At 69.8% G+C, this 12,911-nt stretch carries 14 protein-coding genes; 4 read left to right on the top strand and 10 right to left on the bottom strand.

The genetic code is table 11. The annotated features are described in order from the left end of the window. Positions 1–11: 11 nt before the first annotated feature. From ACGFJ2_RS01670 to tnpA, 4 genes are all read right to left on the bottom strand, one after another. A complete protein-coding gene (locus ACGFJ2_RS01670; protein ID WP_357941266.1) occupies positions 12–407 on the bottom strand; it encodes a hypothetical protein in 396 nt (131 codons plus the stop codon). Next, the gene (locus ACGFJ2_RS01675) at positions 404–850 is read right to left on the bottom strand and encodes a hypothetical protein (protein WP_357941268.1); all 447 of its coding nucleotides are present in this window, start codon (positions 848–850) and stop codon (positions 404–406) included. The genes ACGFJ2_RS01670 and ACGFJ2_RS01675 overlap by 4 nt, the downstream gene beginning before the upstream one ends. Positions 851–920: 70 nt before the next feature. Further along, positions 921–1,514: a transposase gene (locus ACGFJ2_RS01680; protein ID WP_393463580.1), complete on the bottom strand. Its 594-nt coding sequence runs from the start codon at positions 1,512–1,514 to the stop codon at positions 921–923. 200 nt (positions 1,515–1,714) lie between these two features. Continuing rightward, a complete protein-coding gene (gene tnpA / locus ACGFJ2_RS01685; protein ID WP_393463582.1) occupies positions 1,715–2,131 on the bottom strand; it encodes an IS200/IS605 family transposase in 417 nt (138 codons plus the stop codon). Between the two features lie 67 nt (positions 2,132–2,198). Between tnpA and ACGFJ2_RS01690 the strand changes: the two genes are divergently transcribed. Then, positions 2,199–3,536, top strand: a complete 1,338-nt coding sequence (locus tag ACGFJ2_RS01690) for an RNA-guided endonuclease InsQ/TnpB family protein (RefSeq protein WP_393463584.1) — start codon at positions 2,199–2,201, stop codon at positions 3,534–3,536. Between the two features lie 39 nt (positions 3,537–3,575). Here ACGFJ2_RS01690 and ACGFJ2_RS01695 read toward each other — a convergent pair whose 3' ends face one another. From ACGFJ2_RS01695 to ACGFJ2_RS01705, 3 genes are read right to left on the bottom strand one after another with little or no spacing between them, the layout of a single operon-like run. After that, positions 3,576–4,367 carry a carbon-nitrogen hydrolase family protein gene (locus tag ACGFJ2_RS01695; protein ID WP_393463586.1) on the bottom strand — a complete coding sequence of 264 codons (792 nt, stop codon included), beginning with the start codon at positions 4,365–4,367 and terminating at the stop codon, positions 3,576–3,578. Next, positions 4,327–5,259: a DUF418 domain-containing protein gene (locus ACGFJ2_RS01700; RefSeq protein WP_393463588.1), complete on the bottom strand. Its 933-nt coding sequence runs from the start codon at positions 5,257–5,259 to the stop codon at positions 4,327–4,329. The genes ACGFJ2_RS01695 and ACGFJ2_RS01700 overlap by 41 nt, the downstream gene beginning before the upstream one ends. Then, complete coding sequence (locus ACGFJ2_RS01705) at positions 5,256–6,974, bottom strand: alpha/beta fold hydrolase (protein WP_393463590.1); 1,719 nt, start codon at positions 6,972–6,974, stop codon at positions 5,256–5,258. The genes ACGFJ2_RS01700 and ACGFJ2_RS01705 overlap by 4 nt, the downstream gene beginning before the upstream one ends. A 25-nt stretch (positions 6,975–6,999) precedes the next feature. Here ACGFJ2_RS01705 and ACGFJ2_RS01710 point away from each other — a divergent pair, with 25 nt between their 5' ends. The 3 genes from ACGFJ2_RS01710 to ACGFJ2_RS01720 all read left to right on the top strand — a co-directional run bounded on the left by ACGFJ2_RS01710 (position 7,000) and on the right by ACGFJ2_RS01720 (position 9,404). After that, entirely contained in the window at positions 7,000–8,166 is a 1,167-nt protein-coding gene (locus ACGFJ2_RS01710; protein ID WP_393463592.1) for a pyridoxal phosphate-dependent aminotransferase, read from the top strand. A 121-nt stretch (positions 8,167–8,287) separates the two neighbouring features. Continuing rightward, positions 8,288–8,839, top strand: coding sequence for a peroxiredoxin (locus tag ACGFJ2_RS01715; RefSeq protein WP_357941278.1), 552 nt, complete (start codon positions 8,288–8,290; stop codon positions 8,837–8,839). A 28-nt stretch (positions 8,840–8,867) separates the two neighbouring features. Further along, a complete protein-coding gene (locus tag ACGFJ2_RS01720) occupies positions 8,868–9,404 on the top strand; it encodes a carboxymuconolactone decarboxylase family protein (protein WP_357941280.1) in 537 nt (178 codons plus the stop codon). A 168-nt stretch (positions 9,405–9,572) separates the two neighbouring features. Here ACGFJ2_RS01720 and ACGFJ2_RS01725 read toward each other — a convergent pair whose 3' ends face one another. From ACGFJ2_RS01725 to ACGFJ2_RS01735, 3 genes are all read right to left on the bottom strand, one after another. Then, a complete protein-coding gene (locus ACGFJ2_RS01725) occupies positions 9,573–10,688 on the bottom strand; it encodes an FUSC family protein (RefSeq protein ID WP_357941282.1) in 1,116 nt (371 codons plus the stop codon). Positions 10,689–11,025: 337 nt separating this feature from the next. After that, complete coding sequence (locus ACGFJ2_RS01730) at positions 11,026–12,096, bottom strand: FUSC family protein (RefSeq protein ID WP_358175500.1); 1,071 nt, start codon at positions 12,094–12,096, stop codon at positions 11,026–11,028. A 16-nt stretch (positions 12,097–12,112) separates the two neighbouring features. Further along, entirely contained in the window at positions 12,113–12,796 is a 684-nt protein-coding gene (locus ACGFJ2_RS01735) for an alpha/beta fold hydrolase (protein ID WP_357941286.1), read from the bottom strand. Positions 12,797–12,911: the final 115 nt, after the last annotated feature.

Genomic DNA, 12,911 nt, shown 5'->3' on the forward strand with positions numbered 1-12,911 from the left:
GCGTCGGTTGACTAGGGGACGGGAATCCGTTCGACGCGGATCGAGAAGACCTCCTCACGGGGCACCACGACCTCGTAGGCGCCGTGGTCGACCATCCAGTAGCCGAGCGCCTCCGCCTTCATGCCGCTGTGGCCGGTGTAGGCGATGTGCAGGCCGTCGTCGTCCTCGTCGAGCACGATGCACGGCTCGCCGCCGAACGCACCGACCGTGCGGATCAGCACCAGCCAGTCGAGCTCGGCGCGGCCGACCGTACGCCGCCAGTAGCCGGAGCCGGGCTCGAACCCGTCGAGCTCCTCCTCGCTGAACAGCACCACCTGATCGCTGTCGGGGCCGAGCGCGGCGGGCAGCGTGCGCTCGGCGAACCGCGCGACGAAGCCGGCGGCCACGGGGGTGATCTCGTCACTCATGCGGCGGGCCGCCAGGTGAGCCCGTCGTAGGTGGCGAACGGCCGCTCCTGTTCGGGGGTGATGTGCACGATCTCCGCCCCTGCGGGGATGGGGATCGGCGTGGTGTGGAACTGCGGGACCACATGCTCGCGCGAGGTGGTGAACCCGTTTCCGGCGAACGGTGGCGCGTCGCTCCAGTCACCGCCCATATGCGGTCCGTACGGAACGGCGTAGGTGTCGGCGTCACGGGCGTACCAGCGCATGACATAGAGCTCGGGCACGTCGGCCGTCAGCTCCGATCCCTCGAACGAAAGGTCGAGTCCGTAGTAGAGCTGTCTGGGGGTCGTCAGCCGGACGCAGTCCTGAAGCCGGTAGACGTAGCCGGAGATGACCGTGCGTTTACCCGATAGGTATGGCACGAGCAGACGCGGCGGGACGACCTTCTGCATCTGCGTTCTGCTCACTGTTCTACTTTACCGAAGGTCCGCAGAAAGCCTCGGCCTGAAGGACTCCGTTGCCTTATCCGGTGGTGGGTCATGTTGCGAGCTCCAGGTCTGTGAAGTGGGAAGTTCGTGTGGTCCCCAGCGGGGGTTGGCTGAGCCGGGCGTTCAGGCGGATGAGATCGATCGCGGATGCGGTAACGAACTCGACCCGGTTCAGCGACCGCACCCCGGCCAGCACGTGCGTGGATTCGGTCCGCTGACGCTCGCCGCTTCGCAGAAACCCCAGTACAGCCAGGCGTTCCAGGAGCAATTCCAAGACGTGCTCCTTCTGGCCATGCTCGACCAGGCGGGCGCGGAAACCGCTGAGCACCGAAAAGTCGAACCCGGGATCCTCGAGCTCCAGCCCGAGGGCGCACTTCCACTCGATCCGGCCGCGGACCGCATCGGCGGCCTGCCGATCGGACAGGTCCTCCGCGTATTGCAGGAGCGACACCAGCGCCAACTGGCCCGGCGACAGACCGGGACGTCCCCGCACCCCGAACATGCCCGCGAACTCCTCATCGGCGAACAACGGGCCCAGCGCATCCCGGATCCGCATCGCCATCGTGCCCTTGGGAAACGCCGCCCGGGCCACCCGTGCGGTCATCTCGGGGATCTCCGGCCAGGCACGCGGCTGCATCGACATCACAGACTCCTTCCGCTGCCCGGCGAAGGGAACCCGAGCGTAGCAACGACATCGTTGACCACACGACGATCAATGTGACGAAGGCGCCCCGAATTGGGCGACGGAGTCCTTCGGGTCGAGGCTGAATGCGGTCCCCGTCAGGGGATGGCCCGCCGGAGGCGGGACGGCCCCGGGGGTGTGTGGCGCGGGCCCGGAAGCGGTCAGGTGAGGCGGCGTTGTTGTTCGATGTAGGCGTTGATGAGGGTTAGTGGGGCTTCGCCGCAGGAGGCGGCGAGGTAGGAGGGTGACCAGAAGGGGCCGTGCGTGATGGCCTGGTTGAGCTGGCCGGGGAATTCCTTGCGCAGGTAGAGGGATGAGACGCCTTTCAGTGAGTTGACGAGTTTGGAGACCGTCATCTTCGGGGGGTAGTGGACGAGGAGGTGGACGTGGTCGTGTTCGCCGTTGAACTCGCGTAGTTCGGCCTCGAAGCTGTCGCACACCTCGATCATGATGTCCTGGCAGCGTCGTAGCATCTCGTCGTTGAACACGTTTCTGCGATATTTGGTGACAAAGACCAGATGGACGTGCATCGCGGAAACCACATGTCTGCCTCGCCGGTATTCCACTTCCTGGCTCATAGACCGGATGATAATGTGTTCGAGTCGATGACAGGTGTGGGTGTCGCGCGGAGGAGGGGGTTCCCTCGTGCTGGCGGGTCGCAGGTACCGGCTGGAGTTCGACTTCGGGCAGCAGATCTTCGCCGAGCGGCTGGGCGGGATCTGCCGCAGCGTGTGGAACGCCGGCCTCGAACAACGCCGTGAATACCGGCGGCGCGGCGCGTATCTCAGCTATGAGGAGCAGTGCGCGCAGCTGGCCGAGGCGAAGAAGGACCCGTACTGCGGGTGGCTCGCCGACGCCCCCGCCCAGGTCATCCAGCAGACACTGAAGGACCTGGACCAGGCGTGCCGACGGCACGGCACGTGGAAGGTGCGCTGGAAGTCGCGGACGAGGTGGAAGCCGTCGTTTCGGTTCCCCACCGCGAAACACATCCCCGTCGAGCGGATCAACCGTAAGTGGGCCCGGGTGTTCCTGTCGAAATTCGGGTGGGTGAAGTTCCGGATGTCACGCCCATTGGGCGGGGTGGTGAAGTCGGCGACCGTCTCCCGCGACGGCAGGCACTGGTTCATCTCCTTCCTGGTCGAGGACGGCATCAAGGAAGCCGCCGCGCACGCGCGCCCCGAGCGGGAGTGCGGCGTGGACCGAGGCGTCGTCACCGCCGCCGTCACCAGCGATGGGGAGTTCTTCGACCGCCGCCACGCCGCAACCGACGCCGTCTCCTCGATGCAACCCCCGCCGGCCAGGAAAGACGACCGGCAGGAGGACCTCGGCTACCTCAACCCCGGTGAGAAGGAGCGCTACCTGCGACTGCAGCGTCAACTCGCCCGCACCCGCAAGGGCTCCAAGCGGCGTAAGCAGGTCGTGGCCGCGCTGGGCGACATCATGGTCCGGGTCCGGTCCCGGCGGGCCGACTTCAACGCCCAAGCCGCCCACCGGCTCACCCACCGGTACGGGGTTGTGGTCCTGGAGAACCTCAATATCGACGGCATGACCGCGGCGGTGAAGCCGAAACCCGATCCGGAGCTGCCGAGCCGCTACCTCCGCAACGGGGCCGCCGCGAAGTCCGGCCTGAACAAGGCGATCCTGGACAAGGGCTGGTACGGCCTGGAGCGCGCCCTGCGGAGCAAGGCCCGCTACACCGGGACCATCGTCGCGAAGGTCCCGGCCCCCTACACCTCCCAGACCTGCCCGGATCCGGCCTGCGGGAAGGTGGATGAGAAGAGCCGCGAGAGCCAAGCGGTCTTCTCCTGCACCTCCTGCGGGCACACCGAGCACGCCGACATCGTCGGAGCGAAGAACACGCTGGCCAGATATCGGGCGGCAGGGCTTGCCGTCCCAGGGCGTGGAGACCCATCCGGGTCGGTGAAGCGTCAAGCACCCCGTTCCACAGCACTCGCCACGCAAGCGGCACGAGCTGCCGCATAAGCGGCACGGGAATCTCCGTCCTTTAGAGCGGAGAGCAGGTCAAGATCGCTTGACACCTAGTACGCGATGTTCGAGGCACGGCAGGGCGGTCCTGGCCGCGGCGGTCACCTCCGGGTCCACCTCCACGACCTGAATGCCCGGATTGGTGCCCAGATCGGCGCGGACTACACCGAGCGGGTCGACCAGCATGCTGCGGCCCACCCCGAAACCGTCGGTCGACTCGGCCGGATTGGGTGCCTGGCCGACGGCGGCGGTCCATGTCGTGTTCTCCAGCGCCCGCGCCCGGACCAGTGTGGTCCAGTGGTCCTCCTTGAGCGGGCCCGAGCCCCACGCGGCGATGACCGCGAACAGCTCGGCGCCCTGGTCGACCAGCGCTCTGGCCAGCTCGGGGAAGCGGAGGTCGTAGCAGGTGATCAGCCCGACGCGGAGCCCCGCGAGCTCCACCACCGTGGGCTCGGCGCCGGGGGCGACCAGCTCGGATTCCTTCGCGCCGAAGGAGTCGAACAGGTGGATCTTCCGGTAGGCGGCCTTGACGGAGCCGTGCGCGTCGATGGCCACGGCGGTGTTGTGCACCCGGCCGGAGCCCGGCTCGAACACGCCGGCGATCACCGCGAGGCCGTGCTCGCGGGCCGCCTGCGCCACGCCGGACACGAACGGCCCGTCGAGCGGTTCGGCCAGGTCGGTGATGCGGCTGCCGTAGCGGGTCAGCGTCGCCTCGGGGAAGATCGCCAGGTCGGCGCCTTCGGCCTTGGCGAGCGCTTCGCGGACCCTCTTGAGGTTGGCAGACGGGTCAGGAGACACCGGGATCTGGCAGAGGGCGATTCTGGTCACGGCCCGACTCTAACCGGTTGGGCACCCGTCGAAACCAGGTCAGGCATCGCCAGATCCACTCGAGCGGGCCGTACCTGAATCTCGCCAGCCACCAGGCGCTGAACGGAATCTGTACGGCCAGCGTCGCCACGGTGATCACGAGCACCCACCAGCGTGTGGGATCGGTCTTGAGCAGGTGGCTCGTCAGGGCGATCACCAGCGTGCCGGAGATGTAGTTGGTCAGCGCCATCCGCCCGAGCGGCTCCAGCGCCGCCGACAGCGGTGCCGACCACCGGGTCCGCAGGACCAGCAGCAGGCCGGTGGAGTAGGCGGCGGCCCCGGCGAGCGCGGCCGTGCTGTAGACGGTCCAGTTGTGGTTGGTGGTCCAGGCGGCGGTGAGCAGGGCGGAGGCCAGCGCGCTGACCGCGAAGACCGGCAGCAGCAGCCGCCCGGACGGGCGCGACTCCATCAGCGCCATGCCGAGCAGGAACAGCGCCGGGATGAGATATGGCCCGGCCCCGACCGACACCGTCCACACGACCGCGGCTACCCCGAGGATCACCATGGGCAGGCCGCCGGCCAGGAACGAGGCGGGCAGCAGCACCAGCGCCCCGAACGCCGCGTAGGCCGTCAGCACCTCGCCGCTGTAGAACGTCCGCTGGAGCAGCCCGAAGCACAGCAGCCAGAACAGCCGGCGCAGCAGCACCCACCGCCCGGCCCGCTCCAGGACCAGGACGAAGCTGATGCCGAACAGCAGCGAGAAGATCGGGTAGAACCGGCTCTGGAACAGCGCGTCGATGGTCCAGTCGATGCCGTTCTTGGGCTCGTGCACGGCGTGCTGCCAGGTGTTGACCAGCATGATGCCGCCCACCGCGAAGCCGCGGAGCGCGTCGAGCTCTCGGATACGCCTCACAGGATCCAGGCGAACCACCATACGAGGAATCCGGCCGCCGTGACCGCGGCCACCGCCTGCGGCCATCCCCGCCGCAGCGCGAGCGCGCCGAGCGTCAGTACGGCCGAGCCGACCGCCACCCAGGTGTACGGCCAGGCCGAGGCGGGCAGGCCGACGGCCAGCGCGGTCTCGTTCTCCTTGAGCATGCCCCACACCGCCGAGCCGAGCAGCCCCGTGAACGCCGTCCCCGCCAGCCCGGCGAAGGCGGCCAGCGCCCGGCCCTTCAGCGCGCCCGCGACCAGCTGGATCAGCGACACCAGCGCGAACAGCGCCAACGGGGCGGCCAGCCAGGGCGACAGCGAGATCTGGTAGGGGGCGCCGGTCACGTGTACGTCGCCGGGGTTCAGCCGGGGGTAGACGGTCGCCTTCTCGGGCGAGCAGGGTGCGGCCGCCCCGCCTGACGGGGTGTCCACGAAGGCCAGGATGTGGCGGCGGGCGCAGGCGTTGGCCAGGAACACCGCGTGGCCCGTGCCCGCGAACTCCACGAAGCGGGCGTTGGGCAGGCTCTTGGCGGCGGGCTCGCTGGTCCTGGTCGGCGTCGTGGGGTCGTACTGGCCGCCCACCACGAGCACCGGGGCCTTCGTGGTGGCGTTGACGGGTGCCGACTTGGGAAGCTTCCAAGCATCACACACCCCTTTGTCACTATTTACGGTGAAAAGTCGGGATTTTGTGGCGAATGTGTTGAACGGGACCTCGTCCTGGCACTGCACCGCGTTGTACAGCCCGAACTCGTGGGAGACCAGCCCGTCGCCCACCGCGTCGGCGAGCGGGCGCAGCAGCTCGTCGTGGCCCTTGCTCAGCGCGTCGATCATCGTCGGCGCCACGGCGAGCACGTCGGCCTCGTGCAGCGCCTCCGCCATGATCGTCGAGACGTCGTCGCCGGTCAGCCGGGCGGTGAAACCCGTGCCGAGCAGCGGATCCGTGGTCGGCACCCGGGCCGGGCGGGCGTTCAACCGCTTCACCATCGCCTCGAACGGCTCGCGCAGGCCCAGCTTGGCCACGGTGTCGGTTAAGTTGCGGTCGGCGTCGTCGTACCAGCCGACCTTCTCCGGCAGGTACGAGTCGAGCACCACCGAGCGCACACCCGCCGGGTCGGCGGCGGCCACGTCCATCATGACCCGGGTGGAGTAGCTGACCCCGAACAGGTTCCAGGTGGGGTAGCCGAGCGCCTTGCGCAGCGCGACGACGTCGGCGGCGATCTCCTTGGTGTTGTAGCCGCGCAGGTCCACGCCCTGCTGCGTGAGCCGCTCCCGGCACTTCAGCGCGGCGGCGCCGACGTCGGCCGACGGCTCGCGCAGCCGGTCCAGCATCGCCTCGGCCGTCTCCGGGCAGCCCAGGGTCGGCTGGGAGTATTTGCTGCCGCGCTGCTCGACGGCCACCACGTCACGGTCGGGGAACATCTGGCTCAAGAACCCCGTGAGCTGCATCGACGCCGAGGCCGGGCCGCCGCTCATGTAGACGACCGGGTCGGGCTTGCGGTCCTTGGCCGTCGAGGCGTGCACGGCGTAGCCGACCTTGATGGTCTTGCCCGGCGTGTCCCTTCGCTCAGGGACGACCAGGAAACCGCAGGTCGTATTGTCAGGCATGGCGACGGGACACGCGCTCTTCTCGACACCGCCCGGACCCATGACGGGCGGCGCGGAGAGGGCGAGTGCGAGGAGGACCCGAATGATCACGGGAAGAGACTAATAGTGTGGGGCCGTGACGGAACCACTTGTATCTCGGATGCGGGCCTTCGGTACGACGATTTTCGCGGAGATGAGCGCGCTGGCCGTACAGACCAGCTCGATCAACCTGGGCCAGGGTTTCCCCGACACCGACGGACCCGCGGCGATGCTCGACCGGGCGGTGCAGGCCATCGTGTCCGGCGCCAACCAGTACCCACCCGGCCCCGGCGTCCCTGAGCTGCGGCAGGCCGTCTCCGAGCACCGGGCCGACCACTACGGCCTCGACTACGCGGCCGACGGCGAGATCCTGGTGACCGTGGGGGCCACCGAGGCGATCGCGGCCAGCGTGCTGGCGCTGTGCGAGGCGGGCGACGAGGTGATCGCCTTCGAGCCCTACTACGACTCCTACGCCGCCTCCATCGCGCTGGCCGGGGCCCGGCTGGTCGCGGTGACCATGCGGCCGGTGGAGGGACGATTCACCTTCAACCCGGACGAACTACGCGCCGCCGTCACGCCGCGTACCCGGGCGATCCTCGTCAACTCCCCGCACAACCCGACCGGGACCGTGTTCACCCGCGCCGAGCTGACCGTCATCGCCGAGCTCTGCCAGGAGGCCGGGCTGACCGCGATCACCGACGAGGTGTACGAGCACTTGACGTTCGACGGCGTCGAGCACATCCCGCTGGCGACGCTTCCCGGCATGCGCGAACGCACGGTGATGATCTCCTCGGCGGGCAAGACGTTCTCCGTCACCGGGTGGAAGACGGGCTGGATCTGCGCCCCCGCCTCGCTGATCACGGCGGTGCAGACGGTCAAGCAGTTCCTCACCTTCACCGCGAGCGCGCCGTGGCAGCTCGCGGTCGCCTACGGCCTGCGCAACGAGCTGGAGTGGGTCTCGGCGCTGTGCGACGGGCTGGGACACAAGCGGGACCGGCTGATGGACGGGCTGGCGGCGGCCGGGTTCGAGGTGCTCAGGCCGTCGGGAACGTACTTCGTGCAGACCGACATCCGGCCCCTGGGCTTCGAGGACGGGCTGGAACTGACGCGGCGGCTGCCGGAGCTGGTGGGGGTGGTGGCCATCCCGACGCAGGTCTTCTACGACCACCCGGACCGGGGCAGGCACTTCGTCCGGTTCGCGTTCTGCAAGAAGGACGAGGTCATCGACGAGGCGGTCACCCGGCTCAAGCGCCTGTCGGCCTGACGACCTCCCGGAAGTGTAGTTGTTCGGCTACGGCGAGGAATGAGCGCAGGTGAGCTAGGGTAGGAGTCGCCCCCAAACAGGGATCGCCTCTGGGCCCCGACCCCCCGAAGGAGACGGAATCGTGCTCACCGTCGGTGACCGCTTTCCCGAATACGCGCTCAAGGCGTGCGTCGGCCTCGACCCCGAGCGGGCGTTCGCGGAGATCGACCACAAGACCTACGAGGGCAAGTGGCGCGTCGTGTTCTTCTGGCCGAAGGACTTCACCTTCGTCTGCCCGACCGAGATCGCCGAGTTCGGCCGGCTCAACGGCGAGTTCGCCGACCGCGACACGCGGGTGCTCGGCGTCTCCGTCGACTCCGAGTACGTCCACCACGCCTGGCGCAAGCACCACGACGACCTGCGCGACCTGCCGTTCCCGATGCTGAGCGACGTCAAGCGCGAGCTGAGCGGCGCGTGCGGGGTGCTCGGCGAGGACGGCACGGCCCAGCGGGCCACGTTCATCGTCGACCCGCACAACGAGATCCAGTTCACGATGGTGACCGCCGGATCCGTGGGCCGCAACGTCAAGGAGGTCCTGCGGGTCCTCGACGCCCTGCAGTCCGACGAGCTGTGCCCCTGCAACTGGACCAAGGGCGAGGCCGGTCTCGACGCGCGGATGCTGCTGGCCCAGTGAGCGAGCTGACTTACGGACACGGTGGCGCATGAGCATCGAGGAGCTGAAGGCGGCGCTGCCCGGCTACGCCAAGGACATCAGGCTCAACCTGGGCTCGGTCACGACCACCTCGCCGCTGACCGACCAGCAGCTGTGGGGCACGGTGCTGGCGAGCGCGCTGGCCACCAGGTCCGGGCGGGTCATCGCCGCGGTCTGCGAGGAGGCCGCCGGCAAGCTGTCGGCGGAGGCGTTCACCGCCGCCAAGGCCGCCGCCTCGATCATGGCGATGAACAACGTCTACTACCGGGCCACCCACCTCATCGGCGACGAGACGTACGCGACGCTGCCCGCCCGGCTCAGGATGACCGTGATGGGCGATCCGGGCGTGGACCGGGGCGACTTCGAGCTGTGGTGCCTGGCGGTCTCCGCGATCAACGGCTGCGGCCGGTGCCTGGAGTCGCACGAGCGGGTGCTGCGCGGCTCCGGCCTGCCACGCGAGCACATCCAGGAGGCGCTGCGCGTGGCCGCCGTGATCAACGCCACCGCCGCCACCCTCGAAGCCGAAGCGGCCCTGATCACGATCTGACGGCCGCCGCTCTGACGGTCGCCGGTCGGTTGGCCGCCGGTCGGGCGGTGGCCGGGTCGCGCGGTCAGGGTCGTGCGGTCGCGCGGTCGCGCGGTGGCCGGTCGGGCGGTCACCGTCCGCGCTTCCGTGGCGGAGGTGGGCTCTCCGGGTGTCCACCTCCGCCACGGTTCAGCCCTTGGCGCTGTTGGTGTCGTTCGCGTCCTCGACCTGCGGCGCGTCCAGTGGGGTCAGCGTCGCCGTCGCCTCCTCGTGGTCCATCCCGGTGGCCTGGAGCAGGTCCACGGCGATGGAGCGCAGTTGCGCGATGATGACGTGCGCCGAGAAGCCCAGCCGTTCGGGACGCTCCCGCGCCGCGACGGCGAGCAGCGCCTGCCGGGCCAGCATGGGCTCGCGGCCGGCCGCCAGTTCGAGCTGGAGCAGCAGCGCCGCCTCCGACACCTCGCGCATCGCCTCGGCCAGCGAGGTCGGCGGCGGGCTCGTCTCGCCCAGTGCCGCCAGCGTCCGGCGGGCCAGCACCCTGGCGTTGCGCAGGGCCAGGTCCACCGGCACGGCCACGGTCTCGTACCTGGCCAGGCGGCCACGGCGGTGCCAGTGCAGCGGCGAGATCAGCGTGATCTCCTTGCTGGTCTCCACCGCCTGCTCGAACTCCGCGACCGCCGCCTGGGTGTTGCGCGCCTCCTCCAGCGCCTCGGCGGCCAGGTCCACGTCGCGTTTCTCGATCGCCTCCGCGGCCCGTTCGAGCACCGTGGACAGCGCGTCGAGCACGCCCGACAGGTGCTTGGCGGCGATCGTGAAGGGGCTGGCCGGAAGCAGCGCCGCCGTGGCGATGCCGATGACGCCGCCGGTGAGCGCGTCGGCCATCCGGTCCCAGCCCCCGGCGCCGTCCGCAGGCACCAGGGCGGCGACGAGTACCGCGGACGACCCGGCCTGCGCCACGAAGAGCGCCCCGCTGTTCAGCAGCACCGCGGCGGTCATCGCCAGCGCGACCACCAGCATGATCTGCCAGGCGCCCGAGCCGATCCAGGACACCAGCAGGTCGCCGACGCCGACGCCGAGGCTGACCCCGACCACGAGCTCGGCCACCCGGCGCAACCGCTGCCCGAGGCCCACGCCGACGCAGATCAGCACGGAGATCGGCGCGAAGAACGGGCGAGGGTGGTCGAGCAACTGGATGGCGACGGTCCAGGCGAGCGCCGCGCCGACCGCGCACTGCGCGATGGAGGGCGCCATCAGGCCGAACCCGCTCAGCCGTTCCCGTACATGATCGCTGAGCCTCGTTCGCACCCCTCTACCTTGGCGGATCTTTGTGACATTAAGGTCACATTGCCCGTATTCGGGCGTGTCGGCAGGTTCGCCGACCGGCCGTTCTTCCGCTCCCCCGAAGGCCGGACACCCGTTCTTCCGCTCCCCCGAAGGGGGATCCCTCCAGAAGGACCTCAGCCGGTACGGGCCGTCTGCTTCTTCGCCCCCGGAGGGTGATCCCACCTGAAGGACCCCAGCCGCCACGGACCGTTTTCGTCTTCGCCCCCCGGAGGGGGTATCTCTCCCAAAGGACCCAGCCGCCACGGACCGTCACAGAGACCGAGACGGTCGTGGGACGAATCCCCAGGGGGTCACCGCGCTAGGGGACGTCCTCTTCGCCCGTGTCCAGGGGCGGGAGGGCGGCCATCGCCTGTTCGCGGTCGCCGCCGCTAGCTTGGAGCAGGTCCACCACGATCGACCGGTACTGCGCGACCATCACCCCGGCCGAGAACCCCCATCGCTCATCCGCCACCTGCCGCGACGCCACCGCCAGGATCGCCTCGCGGGCCCGATCCGGCTCGTGCCCCAGGGCCAGCTCCTCCCGGAGCAGCTGGGTCGCGTCGGCCAGGTCGCGCAGCGCGCCCGGCATCCAGGCGGGCGGCGGGCTCTGCCCCTCGAGGGCCACGACGGCCCGCCTGGCCAGGACCCTGGCGTTCCTGACCGCGTGATCGAGCGGTACGGCGGCCCTCTCGTACCCCTCCAGCCGGTGGCGGCTCTGCCAGTGCAGCGGTGAGATGGTGGCGATCTCCCAGCTGGTCCCCAGCGCTTGCCGGAAGGTGTCCACGCTCGTCTGCGTCCCCCGCGCGGCCTCCAGCGCCTCGGCCGCCAGGCCGGGGTCAGACTTCTCGATCGCCTCCGCGATCCGCCGCAGCGCGTCGCCCAGCGCCTCGAACATCCCCGACGCCTGCCTGGCCACCAGGGCGAACGGGCTGGCCGGCAGCAGGGCCATCGCGATGATCCCCATGACACCGCCGACCAGCGCGTCGAGCATCCTGTTGACCCCGCCGACGCCCGTCGGGGGCAGCAGGGTGGCGACGAGTACCGCCGAGGACCCGGCCTGCAGGACGATCAGGGAACCGCTGTCCAGGAGCACGCCCATGGCCATCGCCAGCGCCACCACGAGTGCGATCTGCCAGGCGCCCGAGCCGATCCAGGACACCAGCACGTCGCCGACTCCCACGCCGAGGCTGACCCCGACGACCATCTCGACCATCCGGCGCCGCCGCTGCCCGAGGCCCACGCCGATGCAGATGATCACCGCGATCGGCGCGAAGAACGGGCTGGGGTGCCCAAGTACGTCCTTGGCCACCAACCAGGCCAGCGCCGCGGCCACGGCACACTGCCCGACCGTCGGCGCCATCAGGACCAGCCTGCTCAGCCGGCGTTTCACCTGCACGAACCCTCGCCTACCCAGCTTGCGGCGCTCCATCGGCCAGGAACTCGTCCACGGCCCGCAGGAACGCCGCCCGCGCGGAGACGTGGATGAGATGCCCGACCTCGATCGTGACCAGCTCGGCCCCCGGAATCCGCTCGGCCACCGCCTCGACGTCGAGATGGCTGGCCCCCGACAGGACCAGCGTCGGCGCGGTGATCGAGGCGAGCCCTTCGGCCCACGCCGGATCGGGCGCGAGGAACTGCCGCTCGGTCTCGTGCACCATCCGCCAGTCGAAGCCGGGCGACTCGCCCTCCTCCACGATCGGCGGGCGGTTCTTCATCGCGTACGGCGGCGCCGGATCCTCCAGGACCAGCCGCTCGACGCGATCGGGCCACGTCATGGCCACGAGATAGGCCACCGCTCCGCCCAGCGAGTGCCCCACCAGCGTCGCCCGCTCGAAACCCAGCTCGTCCAGCAGCGCGACGACGTCGCGCGCCATGTCGGCCAGCGCGTACGCGCCCGGGTAGTCGCTGGCGCCGTGCCCCCGCAGGTCGATGGCGAAGACGTGATAGCGGGCGGCGAAGTGCTGGGTGATGCCGTTCCAGTCGTTGTGGTCGGCGGTCCGCCCGTGGATGAGCACCAGCGGGGGAGCGGCCGGGTCGCCCTCCTCGCGATAGACGAGCTTGATCCCGTTTACGTGCGCTTCGCGAATCACACCGGTGACCCTATCCCCGAGGCCGGCCGCCACGTTGGGCAGACATTGCCGGTGAGAGCCCGATCGGCTGGTGGATAGCGTGTTCTGCGTGCCGCCGGGGTAGGTCTGGGAGTCG

It is taken from the genome of Nonomuraea sp. NPDC049028, from assembly GCF_043197735.1.
Taxonomy (GTDB): Bacteria; Actinomycetota; Actinomycetes; order Streptosporangiales; family Streptosporangiaceae; genus Nonomuraea.

What these genes read in the sequence shown, in the direction of transcription:
- ACGFJ2_RS01680 (WP_393463580.1), bottom strand. Translation starts at nt 1,514, where the DNA reads ATGTCGATGCAGCCGCGTGCCTGGCCGGAGATCCCCGAGATGACCGCA.
- tnpA (WP_393463582.1), bottom strand. Translation starts at nt 2,131, where the DNA reads ATGAGCCAGGAAGTGGAATACCGGCGAGGCAGACATGTGGTTTCCGCG.
- ACGFJ2_RS01720 (WP_357941280.1), top strand. Translation starts at nt 8,868, where the DNA reads ATGAGCATCGAGGAGCTGAAGGCGGCGCTGCCCGGCTACGCCAAGGAC.
- ACGFJ2_RS01670 (WP_357941266.1), bottom strand. Translation starts at nt 407, where the DNA reads ATGAGTGACGAGATCACCCCCGTGGCCGCCGGCTTCGTCGCGCGGTTC.